This is a genomic window from Colwellia meonggei, assembly GCF_057537295.1.
Genome location: NZ_BAAJLZ010000004.1, coordinates 212643 through 237859 on the forward strand (window position 1 = coordinate 212643; position 25217 = coordinate 237859).

Genomic DNA, 25217 nt, shown 5'->3' on the forward strand with positions numbered 1-25217 from the left:
GCTAGGTATCAAACTTGGCACTCGTTTAACACGCTTAATTATTTATTGATGTAACGGCTATTTCCTGCTCGGCGTTATCGTTAAGGTGTTTACTAATATATTGCCAAACAATATATTGGTGTTCGCGCACGGGAGATTCGCCAAATTCCGCAGAAGGCCCCGGTTTATAAATAGGGCTAGTTAGCGATTTTTGTAATTGCTCGCAGACAAAAATATCTTCTTGTAAAAAATCCCCAGAAGCAAGCGGATGATCGGCTGACATCTTGTCGTCTTTGGCAAAAGTTGATTTATACCAATACATAGCGCTACGCATGCTTTGACTTAAATAAGTTAAGTCGGAACATGGCTGTACTTTAGTTCGAATAACCACACGACTTTTATTGGCTGCTAATGGAATAATGTGAAATACCGACCATGTTGACTCTGTGGCAGCGATACCAACGCCTGGAAATAACATAGGTACCCAAGCTCCATGTTGGCTTTTATCGATATGCTCAATGAGTGGTAATGGCGAGTTTCGCTCTAGATTGGCGCTGTAACCTTTTGCTAAGGGCTCCCAGAATGCAAAGTGCGGCCCGACAAACTGAAACTTCGCTTTGGCGTGATCATACATATTTAGTGTGCCAACATGTAATTGTGCTAAATGATAATGGTCAATATAGTTTTCAACAATAATTTTCCAGTTAGCGTGAATATCTTTGATCACTAATTCGTCTGGCGCTTCAATTAACTTATCCACTTGATGCGGGCCCATATGCGGCTCAATATCGGCAAACCATTGTGCAATGGGGGTTGGGTTTGGCTCTGGATGCACCCACAACATACCATGCCATAAAGCAACGCTGGCTTTTGTTAAACCGAAGCATTTTTTATCTAGATTTTTGAATTCTTGCACTTTTTTTGGCAGAGAACGTAACTTTCCCGATAAGTCAAAACGCCAGTCGTGATAAGGGCAGGTGATATGTTTATTAACTTGGCCTTTTGCGGCTAGTAGCTGCGTACCACGGTGCGGGCAAATATTATGAAATGCTTGCAGCTGAGTGTTTTCATCAACAATTACAATAATATTATTAAGCCCAGCCTGAACACTGATATATTGTCCAGGCTTTACCAGATCTTCTTTTAATCCGGCAAAAGCCCAGGTGGTAGAGAAAATATGCTGTTGTTCGATAGCAAAATACTTATCACAGGTATAAGCATCCACAGGTAGGCGATTATTTTTGAGCATAAATGGTTCCTTGAAAGTAAGGCAAAGTAGACATAATTGCTACTTTGCCGTTACGAATATGAACACTGTTTTGTTAAGACAGCGACCAGTTTGGATAAATAAAACAACTGATTGCGACAATTGCCCACAGTGCAATACAAAACCAATACATACCGGGTTCATTGGCTCGCTGGTAAGCCTGCCACAGGTAAACTTCACCGCGAATTAAGTCGACGAATAGCCACAGAAATAAAGCAATGCCTAGCCAATACGACCAGGGAAATGAAGCCATCATGTTTATGCTCCTTCGTCAAAGTTTAGGGTACTGTCTAAATCTTGGTCTAAAGCGCTTTGCCAGCCTTTACCCGGTACAGTACACGTGAAAGTTAAATTGTTATTACTTGTTGTCGCTAACGAGTGTAATTCACTCGGCGATAACATTGGCTCTAACGCTGCGTCACTAAGATACTTCTTCGTTTGCGTATCAAATAAATAACCGCGTTGTTTACCATCAATTTGACCAAGTGCGATAAGATCACACTCCGTAACTTCACCACCTAATATTTTTGAGGTAAATGCGGTTTGCGCTCTTTGTTCAAACAAAGCAACACGTTGTGAAACAGCGGCAGGTGCGTTGCTATTTAGGGTGATTTGCTGACCAACAATAGGTGCTAAATCGTTGTCGAATTCCATCATGTAATCCACTAATCCTTGACGAGTTAGCTCATCAGGAATGCCCACTTCACCGTTGTTAAAGTGACAACCATAGCGTTCGTCAGCCCCGTCTGGACATCCGGTTTCACCGTTATCAAAAACAGCACCTTTAAGAAAGTTTAGTAATTGATCGGTAGCGCCATCGTGTAAGAAGCCAAAACCACGAATTTGCTCGCCTTGATGTTGTTTAGTGTGTGATGGTAAAAAGCCTTCCCTGTCAGGTAGACCAAACATACCCACTCGCGTGTATAGATTACGTAGTTGTGGCACTTTCAAAATTTGAATTTCACCACCATGAGCAATTTCTCCGCGACTACCGTAAAAACCTTGGCTATGGTCAACACCATGACAACCCTGACAATTAACCCCATCGACTGAGTCACCGTTAATTAGTGTATCGGTTTCGGCGCCATCAGAGCGACGATTGCCATGGAAGAAGTCAGCTCCACGCTGTGCAGAGGTAGAAAGTGAATTATCAAATTTTCGAATAGGGTTCGGTGGTAAAGCAACTTTTAGCATAAAGTTAGCAAAATCATCGATATCATTTTCAAGAGCAACTACATCGGTACTTTTATTACTTGAGGTAACTGAAGCAGGTAAATGAATATCAAGTCCCAGTAAGCCCTCAAAGGCAACAATAAAGTTTTTGAACGAGGTATGCTCATCAAGCGTTTGTTCAGTATCATTGCCGAAGTAGCCAGTTGATCTGTCACCGCGCCAATGCATATGTCCATGATTGTGCATGCCACGCATTGTTTGCGTTCCCATCGGGCCTTTCATCGCAGCAAATGTGCGTTTATCACCATCACCATTGATGATCTCTAATAACTGGCAGCTCTCATCTTCAGGCCCAACAAGTACGCAACCAAGCTCCGATAAATTTTCTGTAGGGAAAGGTTGTGGGTTTTCACCATTGGTGCCATCTGGATTACCTAAGTTCCAGCTCAAATGATCGGTATCACCAAATACATGACAACTTGCACAGGCTGATTCGCCGTTTGACGAGGAGCGGTTTGCATCATAAAGCATTTGCCGTCCAGCACTGAATTCAACTGGCTCAGGCGTTGTTAAGTTAAGACGCTGGCTCTCAGAATTATCGTTTAAATTAATAGTGACAATGGCATTGTCGAAGCGTGTGAAAACGTACAGGCGTTGTTTGCTTTCATCTAACAATAAACCTGAAGGACCACCGTTAACGGTCAAGTAATTTTGACTTAATGTTTTTGGATCAAACTCTTCACCATTGTTGTCCCAGTATTTATCTTGTTCAAGTTGTTTAGTTGGCAATTTGGCTATTTTGTTTGAGCCAATAACTGCACTGTAAAGGGTTGAGCCGTCATTCGTAATTGCTAACTGAAGAGGTGTCGATAAGCTATGTTGCTTTACATTGGTATTACCTTTTAAATCAGCGTAATTGATATGGCGATTTAAATGGCGGGCTTTAACCGTTTGCGCATTTGGATTAATAACGCTAATGCGGCTTTGGGCAATATTACCTTGCACCGTTGATTTCGCAAATTCACCAGCACCTTCAAATCGAGTACTGTTATTGGCATCAGTATTGGTAACATAAACGTTGCCATTACTCGGGTTTACCGCCAAATTAAATAATGTTGTGCCAACATGTTTATAGGCTGACTTTTGTTGCAGAGATTTGGTATCAATAGCAAATACATCTAAATCAGGTAATGTAAAGCGAACACCGTTTGAAAAGTTACGCCCTTTACTGTCTAACCATTGTCCAGTGTCGTTGTCGTACTTAACAATCATACTTGTCCATGGTTGTGGTTTACCTTCTACATTCACACCTGGCGCTGTTCTTCCGCCAGGCAAATAACCGTCTTCTAAACCATTTGGGCTGCTAATTTCATCAAGAATCTGGCAAGGGTAAGCGCCGTATTCGTCATCTTCATAGCCGTAACACATTACGGATTCATGTACGGCGGTAGTTTGGTTACCTGAATTTAATACGCCAGCATAGATTGTTGATTTATCGGGCGTTACAGCTAGCCCGCGTAACGTATCACCAAATAGTGACATGATTTTTAGTGGTTTTCCGCCTAGTGAGTTGCCTTGCTCTGTCGCATCGAATACCCAGATATCAGCGCGACCTTGATTTGCTTGATGAAGTTTTGGATCGCCAGCCCCATCAACGTCGGCCAAGGCAGGGTTCATGCGTTGCTGACCACGGTGTGCAGTGGTAATAAAAGCCTTATCATCAGCAAAAACAATATCTTTAGGCTCATCACCAACGAGCAGAGTACGTATAACTTTTGCAGGTGTGCTAGCAATATCAATTAAGCTTATTGAATCAGAAACATGATTAACTACCCATGCTGTTTGCTGATGTACTGCAACCGAAACTGGCTCTAAACCTACTGGTAGTGATTGTTCTAAGCTTAAATCGCCAGAATTATTTATGCTGAAAATATCTAAGCTATTGTTTGAAGTATTTGTAACAAGTAGCTGTTTCCCATCAATTGATTTTGCTATTGGGCGCACTTGACCCGATTCAAAGCCAATAAAGTCAGCTTTGGCTTGCGGGGGTTCAACGGTTGGTGGTGTTGGCGGTGCTACGGGGGGCGCTGGTACTATTGGTGGTATTGGCGCTGGTTTACTGTCTGAGCCACCTCCACAAGCAGTCAGCATAGAAAGTGCACTGATCATAATAAACTTCTTCATCAAAAACTCCAGTTTGATAATAAATTTTCATATTGACAATTTATAGCTTATGCGTAAATGCTATATGTTGTCAATATGACAATTTACTTTGTTTAAGATATGCTTAAGATCGATAAACTCATAATGAACAATAAAGCGAGAATAGTTATGGCACGCCCGAGTATGGCTGGTCAGCGTCGAGAAGAAATTTTAGATGCGCTAGAAATTTGTATTTTAGAGAAAGGCATACAAGCAACGTCGTTAGAGCATTTGGCAGAAACGGCAAAAATGAAGCGAACAATTTTACGCCACTATATTGGCAATAGAGATGAAATAATTTGTGCGCTTAGTGCTCGTTGGACAGATAAATATAATCAACAATGGCAAGACACTTTAGCTTGGTTGCCCAATAATTATAGGGCTGATGCCTTAATTGATATTCTTTTTTCATCCCGTTCATCAGAACATATAAACAATACTATTATTGGGGAAGCATTATTTTCGGAAGCTAAGAGATTACCTGAGATAAAGGCTGATCAAGAAAAGATAATGGCGGAATTTAATCGCCACCTTATGGCGGTATTAACAAGCCAATATTCAGGGGCTGCGGCAGAAAAAATTGAGTTAGTGGCGGCGGGAATTTACGCAAATTATTTAATGAGTGAGTCGTTACTACCGCTTGCCTTATTGGATGAAGTGCTAAAATTAAAGAAATCGACCCTATTGCTAATGTCAACATTGGGGTAATATCAATAAATTTTCATGTTGACAATTTATTGTGGGAAACGTATATTTCGCTTATCTAATAAAATGTAAGAGTGAACCATGAATTTATTTGCATCAATTTTAACTAGCATTATTATCGTGCTAGCCGTTTGGTTTGGTGTTATTTATCAGCCAACGCCAGCGTATGCTGAAATTATCACACCAAGTACGATAGAGATAATCACAGAGAGTACGGCGAGCACTGATGGTGAAAAAACATCAGAAAAACTCAAGCTAAAGACGAAAGAAGGGTACCAAAGCACTCGCCTTATTAGCGCAAATAATAGTGTTAAGAATAATGCCCCAGTTGCTAATATTATTGGTGTTAGCCAAGAGATGTTAATAAGTGACATTGATAAACTATGGGCGGAATTTTCGCAGCGTGGCTCACTTCATTCACAGTTAAGTGATTACCCTACAGCTACCTATGTTTTATATCGTCATATTTCAAAAGGTTTTACTCGTGCTGATATTACTATTGGTTACGATAGTCGAGAATTAAAGTCGAATTCACACCTTACCTCACTGCCTACTGGGCATTATCAAACAGTTGTTACCGATAGTCATTTAAGCTCAAAGCAATTAGAAGCAGCCTGGAAAAAGCTTAATTTTACGAAAGAAGTTGTTGCGGTTGTTGAACGTCATCAATTAAACAAGCGTGCAGAAGTGGTTAGTGTCAGTATGCAAGTGTTATATAAGTAGGAGGAAAAATGGATAGCTTATCAAATATTTTATCTACCGATTTTATTTATGGCTGGGAAACTTGGATAGATGATTGGTTTTTAGTTTTTGCTTTTGCTTTGTTTATTATCGAGCTTTTACGTTACGCGATTAAGAAAAAAATGTCGTGGAATTTACTCGGCGATAGCACTGCAAACTTTGCTACTCTTGCAATGTTTATTGTTATTGTTGCTCTTGTTGCTGGCGTTTACGCTGGGGTGTTCTTTTACGTTTATGATAATTTTAGAATTATTGATTTACCGTTAACAGGTTGGACTATTGTTGGTTGTATTGTTTTGGCTGACTTGGCTTATTACTGGGAACACCGGTTCTTGCATATGAATGGTTTTGGTTGGGCAACTCACACTGTACATCATAGTTCTCCGCATTTTAATTTATCTGTAGCTTATCGCCATGGCCCAATGGATTGGTTTTTCCCATTGTTTTTCTATTTACCGTTGGCATTTTTAGGTTTTAATCCGTTTATTATTTTCTTAGCTGAAGTTATTGTGCAGGTATATCAAACTTTATTACATACTGAAACCATTAAAAAATTGCCTAGACCGATTGAAGCTATTTTTAATACGCCTTCGCACCATCGCGTGCATCATGCAACAAACAAGCAGTATTTAGATAAAAACTATGCCGGCATCTTTATTATCTGGGACAAAATGTTCGGTAGTTTTGCCAAAGAGGAAGAAAAAGTAAACTACGGCGTATACCCGAGAATTAACAGTGTTAACCCACTTATTGTTTTCTTTTCAGGGTATGGGAAGTTTTTACAGCGCTTATGGCTAGCACCGTCTTGGTCATATCGCGTGAAATTATTCTTTAAATCACCAACTTGGGCGTGGCAGCAAGAACAACTGCAACAAAAGGATAAGAGTTAAAATAATTTATTTTACTAAATAAAAAACGCTAATAAATTAATTTATTAGCGTTTTTTATTGAATAATACCCATTACTTTGGTGCGTTAGCGTATGGATCAAATGGCTTATTGCTTTCTGAATTTCTTTTTGAATCAGTATTTGAATTTTCATTTTTCCGCTCATTTGAGCGAGAGTGCCTGCTTTGGCTCTTATCATTAGCACCTTGGTATTTGTTGTTATGTACCGGCTTTGAGCGATGTGTTTCTTTAAAACTATCTTTAGTTAATGGAACGATTGCCTCACCTTTTATTAATACTTTAGGCTCTTTTGGTTTGATGTATAATGGAATTTCTCTCTGCCTTGGTGGTATTTCAAACTCGTCTTCACCCGGCTCAGGTAAATTTTTAAAGCTATAAAGATAGAAACGTTCGAGTGTTTCTCTCGCCCATTCAGTTTTACGTAAAAACTTTAAGCTTGAGATCATGCTTGGGTTATTTTTGAAACATTTTATGCGGGTATATTCCGCTAAAATATCAAAGCCGTAATGTGTCACTAGCTCACTCAGGAGTGTATCTAACTTTAAACCGTGTAATGGATTATTTAACTGAATATCTTCTTGGCTCATAGCATGCTTTCATTAACTTTACGTAGAATTCTATTATACACCGAATTAAAAGACATTTTATTGAGAATTTACCAATCTTTGATATCACTGAATTTGAATAAAGCGTTACATACCTTTATGTTAAATGTTGTACACTTGTTTTTAACTAAATAATAACTTATTAAAATTGATGGAAATCACTATGAAAAAACTTATTGTACTATTAACACTTTCTACATTAAGTACCTCTGTTCTTGCACAAGAAACAAGCTGGTTAGACAGCCTGAAGAACTTAATTGGCTTAGGCGATGCTAAAGAACAAACGGCTGAAGTAAATACTTCAGCTATGCCAAGCACTGACGGCCTAATCGATATGTTGACAGGCTCTTTAGATGTGAACTCAGGCCAGGCCGCAGGAGGTATGGGAGCTATTTTAAATTACGTTAAAAATAATGTCTCAAGTGAGCAATTTAGTCAGCTTGCTAAATCTTTACCTGGTGTTGATGGGCTTGTTAGTCAAATGCCAGATATCAGTAAACTTAGCTCTGGCGAAGGTTTAGGTGGTTTGTTAGATAAAGCGTCACAATATAGTGACTCTTTAAAATCTATTAATGATGTGAAAAAACAATTTGAAGCATTGGGTTTAAAGCCAGAGATGATCAGTGGTTTTGTAAATACTGCGCAAAGTTACCTAGATACAGAGCAAGGCCAACAAGCGAAGCAAATTTTAACCGACGGCTTAGGAAAACTTTTAGGCTAGTTACAAGTATTGTTGCTGAATATTTAATTTTTAATTAAGCACTTTGCTGATCGCAAAGTGCTTTTTTTATTTCACCTAATAGCTGAAATAAAAATGTAAGTGCGCATAAAGGAGTGTTCTATGCAAAGAAGAAATTTTTTGAAACAACTCGCAGGTTTTAGCTCAATTACGGCCTTAAGTGCGTGCTCGAATATTAGTAGTCCTGTTACTTCTGTTGATAAAAAAAGGCTGTATATTGACGGTTTATCTTTTGTGCCAGATGAAAGTTTTGATGTTAAAGCATCACAACTAGATAGTTTTATTGCTGATATTTCTGCAATTGAAGAGGTAAAGCTTGCTGATGGTAGCGTAAATTATAAACGTACCTATCAAGCTTGTATGAAAAGTATTAAAGAAAAAACCGCAAAAATGTTGGCTGCACCAAATACTTATCATATTGCGAAAAAGGGCAGCGATATTTTTACTGCTAAAGATGGTGATAAGTGTGCGGTATTTCTACAAATTCAAGGAGCTGATTGCGTTGAAGGCGGGCTTGAGCAAGTTGATGAATTTCATCAGTTAGGTTTAAGAGTGCTGCAATTAACACATCACTATAATAATTTATACGCTGGTGGTGCGTTAAGCCTAGAACAACAGGGGTTAAGCAAACAAGGCTTTGCCTTAATAGATAAACTCGAAAGCAAAAATATGCTGATTGATTTGTCTCACTCTAGCGTTGCCAGCGCTCAAGATACGTTACATCGAGCCAAAGGACCAATTGTTCAAACTCACGGTGCGGCGCGGGAAATTATCAACAACGCCCGTTGTACACCAGACCATATTTTGAAAGGCATTGCTGATAGTGGAGGAGTGTTTGGAGTATTTATGATGTCGTGGTGGCTAACCAATGAAAAAATACCAAGACCAGAGCATTATATTGCACATTTAAAGCATGTTAAAAATGTGGCTGGAATTGATGCCGTTGCCATTGCAAATGATTACCCTCTTCGTGGTCATAAAAATGCACTATCCGCTGGCAATAATAATGCGGTAGCCATTAAAGGATATGACAGTTGGTGGCAAGGTCTAGGTAATAAGGGGGTATTGGGATTCGAGCGAGACGTTAATCATATTGTTATTCCTGAGTTAAACCATATTAAACGCATGCGCTCAATTGAATATCAACTATCAAAAGCAAAATTTACTGGTACAGAAATAGATAAAATTATGGGGGAAAACTGGCAACGAGTGTTAGTTGATGTTTTAGGCTAGTGAGATAAATTTAATTTTTATGATCATGTGTGCGTCTTTTGTGAATTTATTTCGTCTTATTAGTAAACCTTATTGGAGATAGATATGAAGTTTACCGAAAAGAAAGTGGCAGCAAAAAATAGTTTTATTCGTAATAGTTCATCAATGCTAAAGAATGTCTTTGGTACCACCGAAGTGACGCCATTTTGGATAGCAGACATGGACTTTACCATTGCAAAACCGATTCAGCAGGAGTTACAACGGCTTGTAGAACGTAACCAGTTTGCTTATGAGAATGACTCTGCCACGGTTTTTAATGCTATTAGTGGTTGGTTCAAGCGTAGGCATAACTTAACCTTAAGCTCGAATCAATTTGTGCAAGTGCCTGGCGTACTAGCCGGAATTGCGCTGTTAATTCGAGAGCTTAGTAAAAATGGTGAAGGGGTGTTAATTCAAACTCCCGCGTATCATCAATTTGCGAAAGTGATTAGCGGCGCTGGTCGTGATGTGGTTAAAAGTCCTTTGCAACTGGTTAATGGCCGTTACGAAGTTGATTATAGCGACTTAGAAGAAAAGCTAAGTGCTGATAATGTCACGTTAATGATATTGTGTAACCCGCATAACCCGGTCGGGCGGGTGTGGCGTGAACATGAAATTCGTCAAATCCAAACTCTGGCTGAAAAGCATGGCGTCACTATTATTAGTGATGAAATTCATGCCGATATTATTTTCTCAGGCCATAAGTTCACTAGCTTAATGGCAACCGGCGCAGAAAAACATGTCGCTTTAATAGGATCTCCGGCGAAAACGTTCGGTATGCAAAGTATTTCAAATGGCTATATTTATAGCGAAAACCAAGAAATATTCGACACTATGAGCAAACTATCGCAATCGCTATATATTGATCACGGCAATGCTTTCACGACATTTGCCACGATAGCGGCGTTTGACCAAGGTGGAGAATGGCTTGATGGTTTTTTACAACAAATGCAGGGAACTGTTGAGTGGATCGCGTCATTCCTCGCCGAAAAACTGCCAAACGTCACTATGACTCCAGTTGAAGGTACTTACCAAGTGTGGTTAGACTTTTCAAAACTTGGTTACTCTAATGACGGCTTAGTTAAGCTATTTGGTGATGCTGGTTTTGGTGTTTCGCCAGGGACTTGGTTTGGAGAAAATCATGGCCAATTTGCCCGTATGAATTTCGCGGCACCTAAAGCTGATATAGAAAGTGCTTTTCTGCGTCTACAAGCAGCAATTTCATCAGCAAGCGGACAATATAATGGCTGCGGTGGTAGTGCCTCAAAAAGCTGCTGTTAAAGTTAGATAAGCCATTTTAAAGAGTTAAGCGTTTAAGATAACTAAAAGCCTTCTTTCGAGAAGGCTTTTTTATTGCCAGCAAACCTTGTTTTTAATTTTGCCAATAAGTAAATTTTTCTTTAATAATTGTTGTAATGTTACAACGTAACATTTAAAATCTTCGCAATTATCCTAAATTAACCCGAGTAAACCCGTTATGATGTCGCGAGTACCTTTTAATAAGAGCTTCCTTTCCCTTTGTTTATTAAGCACATTTTCAAGTTTTAGTTTTGCCGAACAAGCCGATATTGAAAAGATTGAAGTTATTAACCATCATCAAGCGTACCGGGGCAATGTAGCGGCAAAAGATTTGCCACAAGCTACTAGTGTAATCTCCTCACAACAGCTATCTGATATTGGTATTGTTAGTTTTCAAACGGCACTAAGTTTAGAAAGTAGCATCGCACGCCAGAATAACTTTGGTGGTTTATGGGAAAGCTTTGCTGTACGTGGCTTTGCTGGCGATGAAAATTTACCATCTTCGTATTTAATTAACGGTTTTAGTGCCGGACGTGGCTTTAGCGGTGTACGCGATATTTCCAATATAGAATCTATTGAAGTGCTAAAAGGGCCTGGCTCTGCACTTTATGGTCGTGGGGAGCCAGGTGGTACGATAAATATCATTACTAAGAAGCCTCAATTTCAGTCCGAAGGTTATTTAAAATTATATGGCGCTAAACATCAGTACCAACGTTATGAAGGTGATTATACTACTGGCGTAACCGATGAAATTGCTGTTCGTATTAATGGTGCTTATGAAGAAAGTGAAAGTTTTCGTAATACGGTAGAGTCGGAAAAGCTGGCTTTATCACCATCGGTATATTTTCAAATCAACGATGAAACCCGTTTAACGTATGAACTTGAGTACGTTAAACAAGAAATCCCTTTTGACCGCGGTATTCCTGTGCTCCCAGGAGTTAAGTTATCTCCAGAAACATTCTTAGGCGAGCCAAATGATGGCCCGATGGAGGTAGACGCAATTGGTCACCAGTTAACACTTAAACATGATATTAATGAAGACTGGTTTTTTACATTAGGCGCTGGCTATAGAGACTCGTCCTTAGAAGGCTTTTCAACAGAAACTGAGTTGTCACCTGGCCGACAATTACTTTATGTTGACGGTGAAACGGTTAGCCGTCAGCGTCGTTATCGAGACTATGATGCCAAAGACTTGTCGTTCCGAGCAGAGCTAAGTGGTGTATTCAATACTATGGGCTTTAGTAATAATATGCTGTTAGGTTTGGACAGTTATGACTATGAGCTGCATTCACAGCAAGAAAGGTGGCGTGTTGGTTGGGGAAGTGGGGATACAACTTATTCAATTAATGCCGAAAACCCTGTTTATGGTCAAACGCCACCTGCGCTCTCACCTACGACTGACAATATAGAAGAGCAGCAAGTTTGGGGTGTTTACGTACAAGATCTTGTTAATGTAACAGAAAAATTTGATGTTTTAATAGGCTTACGTTACGACAAGTTTGAGCAAGATATTACTAATAATTTTTCAAGTAATGTTGCAAGCCAATCAAAGTCTGAATTTAGTCCAAGAATTGGACTTTCTTATAAGCTAACAGTTGATGTAGCGCTTTACTCTAACTATGCTGAAGGTTTTAGACCAAACTCGGGTGCTGATGCAAATGGTAGTAATTTTGCTCCAGAGAAGAGTAAATCAATGGAAGCGGGGCTTAAGTGGTCTGCCAACAATGATAAGCTTTTCGGTACCATTGCAGTATTTAAAACAGAAAAATCTAATATTTTAACGGCTGATCCGGTTAATTCAGGGTTTTCAACCGCATTGGGTAAGGCAGAAAGCACGGGTATTGAGCTTGATGTTATAGCAATGCTTAGTGAAGACACTGAATTTGCGTTGAGCTACGCTTATGTTGATGCACATACTGTAAACGATATGGTTAATCCTGATTGGGGTGTTGAAATTCCGGCTGGTAGTCAACTGATCAATGTACCTGAGCAGACTGTAAATGTAACACTGCAGCACTATACTGAAATAGCAGGTAAAGAACTGCAAATTGGCGCGCATATTCAACATGTTAGCGACAGGCTTGGTGAGACTATTGACCCAAGTTATGAGCTGCCAAGTTATACCATCACTAATTTATTTAGTAGCTTAACGTTAAGTGAGCACTTAACCATCCAAGCGAGTATTGAGAATTTATTTGATGAGGCTTATTTTGCAAACTCTTACTCAGCATTATGGACTATGCCTGGCCAGCCAATGCGTTACCAGGCAAGTTTAACTTATAAATTTTAATTAACGCTAATTACCTAGAAAAAGCGCCCGTTATGGGCGCTACATATTTATGAATACAACTGTTTCAAAACCAAGAATAGCTTCTATTGATATATTGCGCGGCATGGTGATATTACTAATGCTGGTTGACCATGTACGCGAGCGATTTTATTTACATAAACAAGTGCTTGATCCTATGGATATTGAAAGCACAGATGTTGAATTGTTTTTTACCCGCATGACCGCACATTTGTGTGCGCCTATTTTTGTTTTTCTTACCGGTATGTCGGCATGGTTATACGCTAACCCGGCTAATGGTAAAAAACGAAATGTGCAAGAATTTCTACTTAAACGTGGATTAATTTTAATTATTCTTGAGATGACCCTAATTAACTTCTCTTGGTTTGCAGCCTATAACACACTGTACTTACAGGTTATTTGGGCAATAGGGCTGAGTATGATAGCACTGGCATTAGTCGCTCATATACCTAAAGTGTGGCTTGCCTCACTTGGACTATTGATTGTTTTTGGCCATAACTTATTGTCGCCTATTCAATTTTCAGCTAATGAATTCGGTTACTCTTTGTGGACTATTTTGCATGACCGAGGATATCTTGTAACGGAAGGTATTGTTAAAGTGAAAGTGTCTTACCCAGTATTAGCTTGGGTAGGTGTTATCATGCTTGGCTATACGGTTGGACCTCTATTTTCACAAGCGGTTGATTCGCTTAAAAGAAAAAAAATATTGTTCATTGCCGGTACTTCATTTTTGGCCTTACTATTGTTACTGCGTGGCTTTAATCTTTATGGTGAAACACTTGATTGGCAAGTCCAAACCAATACAGTAATGACAATAATGGACTTTTTAAATTACACTAAATACCCGCCTTCACTGAATTTTTTACTATTCGCATTAGGTATAGGTGCGTTAGCACTAGCATGGCTTGAAACCGCAAAATCAACCTGGTTAGATCGAATTAATGTGCTTGGCTCTGCGCCGATGTTTTTCTATATTTTGCACTTATATGCATTGTTGGTTTGCTATGCTATCGCCATTTACTTTTTCGGCCCTAATATTAGTTATGGTGCACAACAGCTAGATTACTTTGCCTTCAGTGACGTTTGGCAAGTATGGTTATTCTCTGCTTTTTTAGTTGCGGTATTGTATTGGCCTTCTAAAAAATTCGGCCAGTTTAAACGAAACACCACTATGGCTTGGGTTAAATACTTTTAGCGTAAACTTACGGCTTACAGATAGTCTTATAGTACTTTTTACCTAAACTCGTTTTAGGTGAAAAGTCTGCAACACCAGCTTTTGTTATTTCTAAGTCGCATTGGCTGAGCATAATTTCTCTTAACTTTTTTCGCCCTCGCTGTACTCGGCTTTTGGCGCCTGACAGTGAAATGCCTAATCGATTAGCAATTTCTTGCTGACTTTTATTTTCTAGTTCAGCCATTTCCAATGGTAGTTGGTATCGCTCTGGTAATTCTTGAATCAAAGGTTTAATGCATTTAGCTAAGGTTTGATGGCTTTCTTCTATCGGGCTTAGTGACTCTGCTACTAAGTTGTCATTGAGTTCATCGAAATTTTTTCGTGTTCGATAATGATCCATGATCAAATTGTGAGTAATGCGATATAGCCAACTTTTCATGCTGCCACGCACTTTTAGTTGCTGTAGATTCTTGTTTGCTTTGATATAAACATCTTGCAGAATATCATCAATGATATCTGTGTCATCGAGCTGTGATGTAATATACTGCCGTAATTGTGCTTTATGTTGTTGCCATTCTGACAGCATGCTTACCTCATTTAATGTACCGTAACTTTTATGCTTCTCTTGTGGAAGTAATGATATAACATTTGTCGTTTGACGTACGGCTTCATAATCAAGCGTTTACGAACGCTATTTTTACATCGGATAATTTTCATTAGCCATTAAAGTGGTGAAACTATATTAAATAGTGATAAATAACATTATGTTGTAATAGATGATATTGTTGCTGGTACTAAAGTAGCATTCACCTACCTGTGAGTATTCGACAAGATTAACCTCTTAAATTTAATTCTATAGTGACGTCACTTCTATGCTTAATTTTTCTAAGACTACATTACTCGTAGCTTTTACTTTAATAATATTTAGCCATAATACATTGGCAAACTTTACTAAGTTAACAAACCTTGAAGTTAATCCTGGTGAGTTAACTGCGAGCTACTTTATCGGTGAAAGTAATAATAAAAACCTTGCTGTTCTATTGCATGGGTGTGTGCAATCAGGCGAGGTTTTAGCTGAACAAAGTGGCTTACTTGGCTTAGCAAAAACACATGGTTTTTCACTCTTAATTCCTCAACAAAGTCAGGGTAACAATATCAAGGGCTGTTTTAACTGGTTTTCGGAGCAAGATACTAATAAAGACAGTGGTGAAACACTTTCTATTGTTAGCATGATTTCGATGTTGAAACAAAAACATAGCATAGAGAATGTTTATATTGTTGGCCTTTCTGCGGGCGGCGCAATGGCTAGTAGTTTACTTATTCATTACCCTGAATTATTTACCGCAGGCGCAGTGGTTGCTGGTATTCCTTATCCTTGCGCAAATAACCTTATCAAGGCCATTGCTTGTATGCGTGCAGGTCCGTCTCAAACGGAACAAGTGCTCACCAAAGAAATCAAAGATGTCATTGAAAAAGGTAAATCATTACCTAAGTTGTCGGTGTGGACAGGTAAAGCGGATAAAATTGTTAATGCCCTGAACTCTCAGCGTTTAGCGACAAGTTGGAGTGAAATTTCTGTACCTAATGCTAGCCCTGTAAAAACGAGCCACCAAGGTTATCAAGTAACACAATGGCTCGATAAAGCGAATCAGCCTTACGTGCAGTTAATAGAACTTGATGATCTTGGTCATGGTATGGCGGTTAATGCCATAGAACTTAATGGCGGAAAAACAGCTGATTTTTTACTCGCAGCACCGATTAGTACGGCGAAAAGTATCGTAAACTTTTGGAAAATCAACTAATAAACTCATTTAATAAAAATAATAAACCTTTAAAATCATTTGGTTACTAGGTTTTTGGGCTGGCATGGTACTATAGTAGAAATTATCTTTAAAATGAATTGCTATAGAGTTTTCCCATACCAATAAAAATGTCCGCTACTGAAAAGTTAGCCAAATAATAATTGAAGAATGTGGGGAATAACATGAAAAATACAATTAAGCTCAGCTGTATTGCGTTAGCTGTTGCCAGTGCTATATCTAGTCCGGTAAGTTTCGCAGAAGAAAAAGATTCTGGATTAGAAGTTATTGAAGTTACAGCACGTAAAACGGTTGAAAGCTTGCAACAAGTGCCAGTAGCCGTTACGTCAATCAGTGCCGATGAGCTTAATGAAAAAGGTATTGAAGTGTTAACTGAAATACAGCAATTTTCCCCAAATACTACCTTACAACGTAGCCGAGGAACTAACTCAACAATTACTGCATTTATCCGTGGTGTTGGTCAGCAAGACCCTTTATGGGGTTATGAGCCAGGTGTTGGTATTTATATTGACGATGTTTACATGGCGCGTCCACAAGGAGCGGTTTTAGACTTACTCGATATTGAACGAGTGGAGGTTTTGCGCGGGCCACAAGGGACACTTTACGGAAAAAATACCATAGGTGGTGCTATTAAGTACGTTACCAAGGAAATGTCTGGTGATGCTGAACTAAATTTAAACGGTACTTTAGGAAGTTATAACCAGCGTGATGTCAAACTAACAGGCCAATACCCAGTTATTGAAGATAAACTTTATGTCGGTTTTGGCTATGCCAACTTACAACGTGATGGCTACGGTGAATTCTTACAATCTGATTTATCTGGCCAGGATAAAGAAAACTATAATAAAGATGTTGTTTCTGCGCGATTATCGGTTGAATATCACCCAACAGATACACTTTCATTAAAGTTGAAGTGGGATAAAACAGAAGATAAGTCAAATTCAAAAGGTGGCTACCGCTTATTACCGAGTATTTTAACGGATGCTCCAGTACCTGACAGTGTTTATGATTCTTACACAAGTTTACCGACTTGGAATAAAGTTGAAGTGGAAGGTGTGAGTTTCACTGCTAATTGGGATGTTAACGATACAACCAGCTTAAAGTACGTATTCTCAGATAGAGAAAGTTACTCACCAACTAATATTGATTTTGACAATACTGCACTACGTATTTTTGATGTACCAGCAGTTTATGATGATGAACAAACAACACATGAGATTCAATTAAATAATATTGGCGATAATTATACTTTTGTTTCTGGCTTATATTTCTATGATGGTGATTCTTGTGGTCAATTCGAGGCAATACTAGAAGTTCTTGGCCAAGGTGCCTTTGGCACACCGGGCTTAACAAGAGAAGTAAGTGGTTGTAATAACTCGACGAGTAAAGCGGCATATGCACAATTAAGTTATGACTTCACTGAAAAATGGTCGGTTACTGCCGGCGCTCGATATACGAAAGATGAGAAAACAGCAAAAGTGAATAATGGCTTAATTTTCGATACTGTTTACCCAGAAACTGGCTGGATTGAGGGCTATGTAAGACCTGACGGCGATTTAGTGCCAACCGTTTTAGATGATAAAGCAGATTGGTCTAAATTTACCCCTCGCATTGGTGTTGAATATCAAGCGAATAGCGATGTTATGTTGTTTGCCAGTTTTGCCCAAGGCTTTAAGTCTGGCACATTTAATCCGCGCGCTTCAACTGCTGAGCCAGCGGTTAAACCTGAAGATGTTGATTCTTATGAAATTGGTGTTAAAAGCCAATGGTTAGAAGATAAATTGCGCGCTAATGTAACTTTATTTTCACTTGATCATAAAGATAGACAGTACATTTCGGTATTACCGGGAGAGACAGCAGCCGATCTTAATCAACGTTTAGGTAATATTGGTACCTCTGATGCAACAGGTATTGAGGCTGAATTTACTTATTTAGCGACTGAAAACTTAATGTTGTCAGCAAGTTTAGGTTACATTGATACTGACTTTAAGGAAGTTATTGATACTGACCCTGTAACAGGTGAGTCTTTTGATAAATCTGACCGCTTTACTATTTCTAATACACCTAAGTATACGTTTAACATTGGGGCAAATTACACTATAGATTCATCAGTTGGTGACTTTATTGTCAATGCTAATTACTACTATCGCGATGATTATGTGCTATTTGAAGAAGACAGTCTGTTAACACAAGACGGTTATGGAATCGCCAATTTGAGTGTTAGTTGGTATAGCATTGAAGGCGATTGGAGTGCAGGATTACATATCAAAAATTTAGCTGATGAAGAGTATATGGTTGGCGGTTATCAATTTGTTGCGCCACTTGATGGTGGTGGCTATGCCCCTGGGTTGGGTGGTGATAATACTTTAATTGCTTATTACGGTGACCCAAGAACGGTTTCATTAACCATAGGCTATCAATTCTAAACCTAAATTGATTTGAGAATATTGGTAATAGAGCTGGCTAAGGTCAGCTCTTTTTCACATAATTGTTTTAATTAAAAGCTTTGGAGCTTGTCATGAACGATACAGTAGCACTTGAACCAAAAGTTATCATTGCTGATGACCATCCGTTATTTCGTACTGCGCTAAAGCAAGCTATTGTTGAATGCATTGATGATGCAAATACTGTCGAGGCAGAAAACTTTTCAGAGTTACTGACGATGATAGAGCAAATGCCGTCGCTTGAAATTGTTTTTCTTGATTTGCATATGCCTGGAAATAATGGTTTTACCGGCTTAACGCAACTACAGAATCATTATCCTGACTTAGTCGTGATTATGGTGTCTTCTGATGACAATAGTGACACGATGCAAAAAGCTATCAACTTTGGCGCCGCCGCTTTTATTCCTAAGTCGGCTGATTTAACAGTCATAGGCTCAGCTATAGATACGGTGCTCGATGGTGATATTTGGTTACCTGAAAACCTTGAAGCAAATATAGATGAGCAGCAAGTTATTGCACATCAAAAGCTTGCTAAACAGTTAGCGCAATTAACACCGCAGCAGTATATCGTTTTAACGCAAATTGCTGATGGTCAGCTGAATAAACAAATTGCTTACGACCTAGACATTAAAGAAACTACAGTCAAAAAGCATGTATCGGCGATTCTGTTAAAATTAGACGTTAATAATCGCACTTTGGCTGGGTTGGCTTATCAAGAGTTGATGTTGGCAAGTGCTGAAAATATTCAACCTGTTAAAGCGTCAGAACAAACAGTTGTAGCTTAAAAAATTAAAGCTAAAGCAACTTTATTCATTTGAGTTTAACAGCTGCCTAATTGTGCGCTTTAACGCTAAGGCTTTAACTGGCTTACGTAGAAATAAGAAGTTTGCATCACTCGTGTGTTGCCTTACTTGTTCAGAAGGGTCGGCAGAGCAAATTACACTTGGAACTTTCCAGTTATATTTTTTAAATATAGTCAGCAATAAATCAACGCCGTTTTCATCATTATCTAAGTGGTAATCAGCAATAATTAACGCTGGCATTTCATCTATATTACTGAGCTGACTTTCAACGTTAAGTCGATCTTTTGCGGTAATAACCTCACAGCCCCAATCTTCTAATTGCGAAGCAATAGCCGTAAGCATTAAATGATCATTATCAATGACTAAAATGGGTTTAGATAATTGTGAGAATACTTCTTGCTGCTCATTTATTGGGAGTGTTGTTGGCTGAATGGCTGTAGTGACAGTGGCATTCTTTACTCGTGGCACATCAATCATAAAGACAGTGCCTTTGTTTTCAATTGATTGCAATGAAATGTGCAAGCCAAGCAACTTAGCTATACGTTCGGAAATGGCTAAGCCAAGTCCTAAACCGGGCACTTCTCGGTTTTTTTCTAAACGTTCAAACTCTTGAAATATCTGTTGTTGTTGTTTTGGTGCTATGCCTGGGCCGTTATCCCATACTTGAATACGAACATAATTTTCTAACTGCCTAACACCCAATAAAATTTTATTTTTTTGATGCACTTTTTCATTTATTTTGTCGTCACAGTAATGCACAGCATTTGATAAAAAGTTTTGAATAATTCGTCTTAGCATGCGCTTATCACTATGAATATGGCAGCTACTTTGCACATATCGAAATAAAATGTTGTCTTGTTCAGCCAAAACCGTAAATTCATTCTTAAGTGGTGTTAGTATCTCGCTAATTGCAAAATCTTGGCTGTCTAGTTGTTGCGAGGCACCATCTAATCTTGATATTTCAACTAAATCAGATAGTAAGGCTTCTACTACATTTAGTGAATCATCGATGTGGTTGGCCAAGTCTGCTAACTCGTTATCTTTTACTTTCTTTTTTAACATGGATGTAAAAAGTGATAGAGCGTTAAATGGCTGCATTAAGTCATGACTTGCGGCAGCAAGAAATCGTGTTTTGCTACTATTTGCCGCTTCGGCTTCTGCTTTTGCTTGTGATAATTCTTCCGTTCGCAATGTCACGCGTTTTTCTAGCGTTTCGTTTGCTTGCTGTAGGGCTTTTTCTGCTTCAATATGTGCGGTGATATCGGAGAACGTACTAACAAATCCTCCACCCGGCATAGGTTGACCACGTATCTCTAATACAATGCCATTAGGCATTGAACGTTGAAAATGATGTCTATTACCTTTGCGCATATGGTCGAGTCGTCGAGCAACAATGCTGTGCGCTTCATCTCCTAAAATAACACCTTGTTCAATATTGTAGTGAATCAATTCTTCAATAGGTTTACCGGCGGTAACTAAGCCTTCAGGGTAGTTTAATAGTTGAATGTAACGTTGATTCCAAGCAACAACACGCATATCTGCATCTATAACACAAATACCTTGCTCAATATTTTCCACTCCCGACTGCAGCAACTCTCGATTAAACCGGAACATTTGATTCGCTTCATCGACAATGCTAACTACATCTTCAAGTGGTACTTCTTCTGCAGTTGAGGCTGCTTTCATTACCATACGTGTTGATGCTGAGCCCAACACACCAGACAGTTGAATACGGGTGTATTCAACCAAGGCATGATTATTATGCTCTGTTTTTTTAGTGGAATGCTTAGCACTATTTTTGGCATAACTAAGAAAGTCATCAGCGGCGTCTTGATCAATAAATCGCAGCAATAAATTATACAAATCATCTAGACTTAGTTGTCGTTCAAACTGACGCTGACTTTTATTGACAAATAACTCTGCTTGTAATTTTTCACCAACACTTCGATGGCTTAAAGCAGAGATGAGCCAATAGCAAAGTACGTTAGAAAGCAGACTAAGAAAAACGCCATGGCTGACCGTATCAAAGGAGGTTATGCCAAACAGGGCGGTTGGTTTTAGCCAAAGTTGTCCAAACGGGCCTGTTTCTAGCCAAGTGGCATCAGGCATAATTGTTGGAGTAATTGCTGGCAATAAAAGGGTATAGAGCCAAACTAAACTTCCAATAATAAGTCCAATGTAAGCACCTTTTGTGGTGGCTTTTCGCCAGTACAGTGCACCAATTGTCGCGGGTGCAATTTGAGCTAATAAGACAAACGACAACAGACCAATACTAGCCAGATGATTTTGCTGATTTAATATTCGTTCGAATGCGAAAGCCAGTAGTAATATTGCAGCAATTGAAACTCGTCTTAAATTAACAAAAACGTTGGATAATTGCTGGCTTGGTTGTTGTTGAAATAGCTTAAGCTTCAAAATAATGGGCGTTAAGATTTCCGTTGAAATTATGGTGCTTAACACGATAGCTGCCACTATTACCATACTGGTTGCTGCCGCTAAACCGCCAATAAAAACCAAAATACCAAGCCACGCTTGTTGATAAAAAAGAGGGATAGTAAGTACATAAGTATCAGCGTCAACACTTCCGCCAGGAAAAGTTAATTGGCCAGCAATGGCAATAGGCAGTACAAAAATATTAATCAGTAGTAAATAACCCGGGTATAGCCAACGAGCAGATTTTAATTCTTGTTGATGATGGTTTTCTATCATCATCATATGAAATTGTTGTGGCAATATGAAAACCGTAATTGCCCCTAATGTTGCTTGTGCGAATGCCAGATATATCGAGTTGCTACCAGTGAGGGTGTCGGTACTTTTTCCTAAGCTTTGTTGTTGGGTAAGCAGGTCATTAAAACCGTCAAAAATAAAGAAAGTCGCAAAAATGCCAATGGTTGTTAATGCTACTAGTTTCACAATTGAACTAAAGGCAATTGCTAGCACTAAACCTTGATTTTGTTTACTGGCTGCAATTTGTCGGGTACCAAATAGAATGCTAAAGATGATTAACACAATAGTGACGATAAAAGCGGTACTGATCCCCGACTGATATGTCCCTGTAAGTAAATCAAAGCTGGTACTAATGGCTCGAAGTTGCAAGGCAATATAGGGAATGGTACCTATTAGTGCAATCAGGGCAACGGTAGCAGCTATTTTGGGGGAACGGTCGTAGCGAAAGGCAATAAAGTCAGCAATAGAGGTTAAGTTTTGCTGTTTAACAATCTGTAATATTTTCAATAGCATCGGCCAAGCCAACACTAGGCACAGTATTGTGCCAATATAAATTGGTGCTAACCATGCTCCAGTCGTAGCAGCTTGCCCGACGGTGCCATAAAAAGCCCAAGAGGTACAACTCACGCCAAGTGATAAACTGTAAATCCAAGGTTTACTTTTCCAGCGCGTAATAGACTGATTTTCACCCCAATAAGCCACAATGAATAACGTTGCTAAATAAGCAATAGCAATAAATGAAATAAGCCATGTATCAAGGGAGAGCCAAGCTAACAAAGAAGGTCCTTTAAGTTGCCAATTGAAGTTAGCAAGTAACTAAATTCGTTAATTAAAATAACAGCATACCATTTGTAGCAAAACACAGTAGTGAACTAAGGTAGTAGTTATTTGCCTATCTTCATACGTTAATCTATCTGCTGAATGTTTCCAAGATTAGATATTAAAATATGACAATAAATAATAAGTACTTGGTAGAAGTACTCGTTTTCATAAGTTACGTATTGTTTGCCATGGCCTGGGTTGGCGGAGCAGCAAGCATGGCGCAGATAATGGCGTCATTGAATATAGAGAGTTTAGCTTCTGCTAGTTTTATAAGTGGTGCGGTTACCATTGCTAAGATTGTTGGTACTTTCATCGCAGCCTGGATAGCCGTTAAGCTCGGTGTTAAATACGCTTTCTTTTTATCCAGCGTCTTAATTGTTATCGGCATTTTTACGCCGCATGCTGCTAATTATGAACTGTTATTGATCAGTCGTTTTTTAATGGGCCTAGGCGGTGCATTTATGATTGTTTACTTTAACCCTATAGTGATGCGCTGGTTTGCACCTCATGAACGACCGGTAATTAATGGTTTAAATGCCGTTGCCTTTAATGTTGGTACAGCAATTATATTGTGGTTTATGCCAACAATTAATAGCGCTACAGGAAGTTGGCAGAATAGTTTAATTCTATTCTCGGTTGCGAGTATTATTGTCGCATTAGTGTGGCTTTTGGTTGAGTTTAGCCCTGAAGAAAAAACAAATACTCATGATAATGCTGAACCCGTAAGTTACTCATATTTTGACGGTTTAAAAGATAAATTCAACTGGGCATACGGGTTAACCTATTCGGGTTTACTCGCATTTTATATTTGCCTATTTACCTTTTATCCGAAGGCTGGCATTAGCCAAAGCAAATGGGTGATAGGTTTTGGCATTATTGGTACCTTAGCGGGTATTGTTTATAGTAAGAATATCTCAGCACGACTGCCTGTCATTCGATGGTCAGGTTTGATTATCACGTTAACGATTGCAGGGTTATCATTTAGTGAATCATCAATGTTGCAAATTATCTCGGCAATGACATTAGGCTTCTTTATTTTCTTTCCTATTACCGCTTTGGTTTCAATACCCCATGAACTTCCTAATATGACAGGCTCGAGAGTCACTGTGATATTTAGTCTGTTTTATTCGATAAGTTATTTAGTTTCTACTTTTATTTTATGGTGGTTTGGTGCCTTGGTGGATAGTAATGATGGTAGCTATTTTCAAGCATTTATATTAATTACTGTTTTAAGTTCAAGCTTTTTTATTGGTAGTTTTTTCTTACCTGAAACGGGCAAAAAAAGTGTTAGCACAAGGATGGAACCATGCGAGGAATAATCAGCGAAAAGTTAAGTGACTTTCTTGAACAAGTAAATGTTGCCGCAGCAGAGACTAAAGCAAACAACGTGCAATATTCACCGGAGTTAGTTAGAGGTAATTTAAATAAGTTATCAGCATTTCTTGAATCAGGGCCGGTACTTGAGTTTGTTGAAGACCGAATATTTGTGAGAAATAGCCACGAAATAGCTGTGCGAGTATATAGCCCATCAACGACTGAAGAGCTGCCAGTTGTGCTGCACTTTCATGGTGGTGGTCATATGTGCGGCAGTATTGATTTGTATGACCCGATCAGCCGCAAAGTTGCCTTGCAAGGTCATTGTATTGTTATTTGTGTTGATTACCGCCTAGCACCAGAACACCCTTACCCCGCAGGCGTTGATGATTGCGAATATGCTTTATTACATTATCAGGAAGTATTGCATGGATTGAATTATTCGAGCCAAGTTTATACCTTAGGGGATAGTGCTGGTGGAGCCATTTGTAGTACATTAGCTATGCGCTCAGCACACAACCAAGCGCTTAAAATTGATAAGCAAATATTGATTTATCCTAGCGTAGATTACACTATGCGCTTACCGTCAGTAGATGAAAATGGCGATGGTTTTTTGCTGGAAAAGGCGCGTATATCTTGGTATTTCGATAATTACTTTAGCAATAACGAGTCAAGAATTTCAGTATCACCACTTTATAATTTACATACCAACTTACCTAAAACTTTAGTGTTAACTGCGGGGTGTGATCCATTGCGAGATGAAGGTTTAGCATACGTAACAGCATTAAAAGAGTTAGGTGTTGATGTAGAACATCATCAGTTTGATGGCATGATCCACGCTTATATGCTGCTTGAAAGTTTAGTAACAGAAGAATGCCAGCAAAGTTATCAAATAATAGCCGATTATATTCGCGCTTAAATACAGTAATTAAGAAC

General features: G+C 38.9%; 19 protein-coding genes. 13 read left to right on the forward strand and 6 right to left on the reverse strand.

All coding sequences use genetic code 11. The annotated features are described in order from the left end of the window. Nucleotides 1-34: 34 nt before the first annotated feature. The 3 genes from AC27E9_RS11830 to AC27E9_RS11840 form a co-directional block, all read right to left on the reverse strand. The gene (locus AC27E9_RS11830) at nucleotides 35-1228 is read right to left on the reverse strand and encodes an aromatic ring-hydroxylating oxygenase subunit alpha (RefSeq protein ID WP_487130415.1); all 1194 of its coding nucleotides are present in this window, start codon (nucleotides 1226-1228) and stop codon (nucleotides 35-37) included. Nucleotides 1229-1301: 73 nt separating this feature from the next. Then, complete coding sequence (locus tag AC27E9_RS11835) at nucleotides 1302-1502, reverse strand: hypothetical protein (RefSeq protein ID WP_487130417.1); 201 nt, start codon at nucleotides 1500-1502, stop codon at nucleotides 1302-1304. Between the two features lie 2 nt (nucleotides 1503-1504). Next, the gene (locus AC27E9_RS11840; RefSeq protein WP_487130419.1) at nucleotides 1505-4603 is read right to left on the reverse strand and encodes a YncE family protein; all 3099 of its coding nucleotides are present in this window, start codon (nucleotides 4601-4603) and stop codon (nucleotides 1505-1507) included. 147 nt (nucleotides 4604-4750) lie between these two features. On the opposite strand from AC27E9_RS11840, the gene AC27E9_RS11845 reads away from it, so the two are divergent. The 3 genes from AC27E9_RS11845 (at nucleotide 4751) to AC27E9_RS11855 (ending at nucleotide 6957) form a co-directional block, all read left to right on the forward strand. Further along, nucleotides 4751-5329, forward strand: coding sequence for a TetR/AcrR family transcriptional regulator (locus AC27E9_RS11845; RefSeq protein WP_487130421.1), 579 nt, complete (start codon nucleotides 4751-4753; stop codon nucleotides 5327-5329). A gap of 78 nt (nucleotides 5330-5407) precedes the next feature. Next, nucleotides 5408-6049 (forward strand): hypothetical protein, encoded by a 642-nt coding sequence (locus AC27E9_RS11850; RefSeq protein ID WP_487130423.1) that lies wholly within the window; start codon nucleotides 5408-5410, stop codon nucleotides 6047-6049. Nucleotides 6050-6057: 8 nt separating this feature from the next. Then, nucleotides 6058-6957, forward strand: coding sequence for a sterol desaturase family protein (locus AC27E9_RS11855; RefSeq protein WP_487130425.1), 900 nt, complete (start codon nucleotides 6058-6060; stop codon nucleotides 6955-6957). 71 nt (nucleotides 6958-7028) lie between these two features. Here AC27E9_RS11855 and AC27E9_RS11860 read toward each other — a convergent pair whose 3' ends face one another. Next, a complete protein-coding gene (locus tag AC27E9_RS11860; protein WP_487130427.1) occupies nucleotides 7029-7562 on the reverse strand; it encodes a VF530 family protein in 534 nt (177 codons plus the stop codon). A gap of 181 nt (nucleotides 7563-7743) precedes the next feature. On the opposite strand from AC27E9_RS11860, the gene AC27E9_RS11865 reads away from it, so the two are divergent. From AC27E9_RS11865 to AC27E9_RS11885, 5 genes are all read left to right on the forward strand, one after another. After that, on the forward strand, nucleotides 7744-8301 hold the full coding sequence (locus AC27E9_RS11865) for a DUF2780 domain-containing protein (protein ID WP_487130429.1): 558 nt from the start codon (nucleotides 7744-7746) through the stop codon (nucleotides 8299-8301). 120 nt (nucleotides 8302-8421) lie between these two features. Next, nucleotides 8422-9552: a membrane dipeptidase gene (locus AC27E9_RS11870; RefSeq protein ID WP_487130430.1), complete on the forward strand. Its 1131-nt coding sequence runs from the start codon at nucleotides 8422-8424 to the stop codon at nucleotides 9550-9552. 84 nt (nucleotides 9553-9636) lie between these two features. Then, nucleotides 9637-10851, forward strand: coding sequence for a MalY/PatB family protein (locus AC27E9_RS11875; protein WP_487130432.1), 1215 nt, complete (start codon nucleotides 9637-9639; stop codon nucleotides 10849-10851). Nucleotides 10852-11047: 196 nt separating this feature from the next. Then, nucleotides 11048-13159: a TonB-dependent receptor gene (locus tag AC27E9_RS11880; RefSeq protein ID WP_487130434.1), complete on the forward strand. Its 2112-nt coding sequence runs from the start codon at nucleotides 11048-11050 to the stop codon at nucleotides 13157-13159. A gap of 49 nt (nucleotides 13160-13208) precedes the next feature. Next, complete coding sequence (locus AC27E9_RS11885) at nucleotides 13209-14372, forward strand: acetyltransferase domain-containing protein (protein ID WP_487130436.1); 1164 nt, start codon at nucleotides 13209-13211, stop codon at nucleotides 14370-14372. 7 nt (nucleotides 14373-14379) lie between these two features. On the opposite strand, the gene sigZ is transcribed toward AC27E9_RS11885, so the two are convergent. Further along, a complete protein-coding gene (sigZ, locus tag AC27E9_RS11890) occupies nucleotides 14380-14937 on the reverse strand; it encodes an RNA polymerase sigma factor SigZ (protein ID WP_487130438.1) in 558 nt (185 codons plus the stop codon). A gap of 352 nt (nucleotides 14938-15289) precedes the next feature. On the opposite strand from sigZ, the gene AC27E9_RS11895 reads away from it, so the two are divergent. The 3 genes from AC27E9_RS11895 to AC27E9_RS11905 all read left to right on the forward strand — a co-directional run bounded on the left by AC27E9_RS11895 (nucleotide 15290) and on the right by AC27E9_RS11905 (nucleotide 19400). Then, the gene (locus AC27E9_RS11895; protein WP_487130440.1) at nucleotides 15290-16153 is read left to right on the forward strand and encodes an extracellular catalytic domain type 1 short-chain-length polyhydroxyalkanoate depolymerase; all 864 of its coding nucleotides are present in this window, start codon (nucleotides 15290-15292) and stop codon (nucleotides 16151-16153) included. A gap of 182 nt (nucleotides 16154-16335) precedes the next feature. Beyond that, nucleotides 16336-18597, forward strand: a complete 2262-nt coding sequence (locus tag AC27E9_RS11900) for a TonB-dependent receptor (protein WP_487130442.1) — start codon at nucleotides 16336-16338, stop codon at nucleotides 18595-18597. 92 nt (nucleotides 18598-18689) lie between these two features. Further along, nucleotides 18690-19400, forward strand: a complete 711-nt coding sequence (locus tag AC27E9_RS11905) for a response regulator (protein ID WP_487130444.1) — start codon at nucleotides 18690-18692, stop codon at nucleotides 19398-19400. A gap of 21 nt (nucleotides 19401-19421) precedes the next feature. Here the strand turns inward: AC27E9_RS11905 and AC27E9_RS11910 are convergent, their stop codons facing one another. Continuing rightward, complete coding sequence (locus AC27E9_RS11910) at nucleotides 19422-22922, reverse strand: PAS domain-containing hybrid sensor histidine kinase/response regulator (protein WP_487130446.1); 3501 nt, start codon at nucleotides 22920-22922, stop codon at nucleotides 19422-19424. 170 nt (nucleotides 22923-23092) lie between these two features. Between AC27E9_RS11910 and AC27E9_RS11915 the strand changes: the two genes are divergently transcribed. After that, nucleotides 23093-24286, forward strand: coding sequence for an MFS transporter (locus AC27E9_RS11915; protein ID WP_487130447.1), 1194 nt, complete (start codon nucleotides 23093-23095; stop codon nucleotides 24284-24286). Further along, nucleotides 24274-25200, forward strand: a complete 927-nt coding sequence (locus tag AC27E9_RS11920; RefSeq protein WP_487130449.1) for an alpha/beta hydrolase — start codon at nucleotides 24274-24276, stop codon at nucleotides 25198-25200. The genes AC27E9_RS11915 and AC27E9_RS11920 overlap by 13 nt, the downstream gene beginning before the upstream one ends. The last annotated feature ends 17 nt before the right edge of the window (nucleotides 25201-25217 follow it).

Excerpts from the sequence above, each read along its gene's own strand:
- AC27E9_RS11840 (WP_487130419.1), bottom strand. The coding sequence starts at position 4,603 with ATGAAGAAGTTTATTATGATCAGTGCACTTTCTATGCTGACTGCTTGT.
- AC27E9_RS11855 (WP_487130425.1), top strand. The coding sequence starts at position 6,058 with ATGGATAGCTTATCAAATATTTTATCTACCGATTTTATTTATGGCTGG.
- AC27E9_RS11860 (WP_487130427.1), bottom strand. The coding sequence starts at position 7,562 with ATGAGCCAAGAAGATATTCAGTTAAATAATCCATTACACGGTTTAAAG.
- AC27E9_RS11900 (WP_487130442.1), top strand. The coding sequence starts at position 16,336 with ATGAAAAATACAATTAAGCTCAGCTGTATTGCGTTAGCTGTTGCCAGT.
- AC27E9_RS11915 (WP_487130447.1), top strand. The coding sequence starts at position 23,093 with ATGACAATAAATAATAAGTACTTGGTAGAAGTACTCGTTTTCATAAGT.
- AC27E9_RS11920 (WP_487130449.1), top strand. The coding sequence starts at position 24,274 with ATGCGAGGAATAATCAGCGAAAAGTTAAGTGACTTTCTTGAACAAGTA.
- AC27E9_RS11880 (WP_487130434.1), top strand. The coding sequence starts at position 11,048 with ATGATGTCGCGAGTACCTTTTAATAAGAGCTTCCTTTCCCTTTGTTTA.
- AC27E9_RS11870 (WP_487130430.1), top strand. The coding sequence starts at position 8,422 with ATGCAAAGAAGAAATTTTTTGAAACAACTCGCAGGTTTTAGCTCAATT.
- AC27E9_RS11835 (WP_487130417.1), bottom strand. The coding sequence starts at position 1,502 with ATGATGGCTTCATTTCCCTGGTCGTATTGGCTAGGCATTGCTTTATTT.
- AC27E9_RS11875 (WP_487130432.1), top strand. The coding sequence starts at position 9,637 with ATGAAGTTTACCGAAAAGAAAGTGGCAGCAAAAAATAGTTTTATTCGT.
- AC27E9_RS11885 (WP_487130436.1), top strand. The coding sequence starts at position 13,209 with ATGAATACAACTGTTTCAAAACCAAGAATAGCTTCTATTGATATATTG.
- AC27E9_RS11865 (WP_487130429.1), top strand. The coding sequence starts at position 7,744 with ATGAAAAAACTTATTGTACTATTAACACTTTCTACATTAAGTACCTCT.
- AC27E9_RS11850 (WP_487130423.1), top strand. The coding sequence starts at position 5,408 with ATGAATTTATTTGCATCAATTTTAACTAGCATTATTATCGTGCTAGCC.
- AC27E9_RS11830 (WP_487130415.1), bottom strand. The coding sequence starts at position 1,228 with ATGCTCAAAAATAATCGCCTACCTGTGGATGCTTATACCTGTGATAAG.
- AC27E9_RS11845 (WP_487130421.1), top strand. The coding sequence starts at position 4,751 with ATGGCACGCCCGAGTATGGCTGGTCAGCGTCGAGAAGAAATTTTAGAT.
- AC27E9_RS11905 (WP_487130444.1), top strand. The coding sequence starts at position 18,690 with ATGAACGATACAGTAGCACTTGAACCAAAAGTTATCATTGCTGATGAC.
- sigZ (WP_487130438.1), bottom strand. The coding sequence starts at position 14,937 with ATGCTGTCAGAATGGCAACAACATAAAGCACAATTACGGCAGTATATT.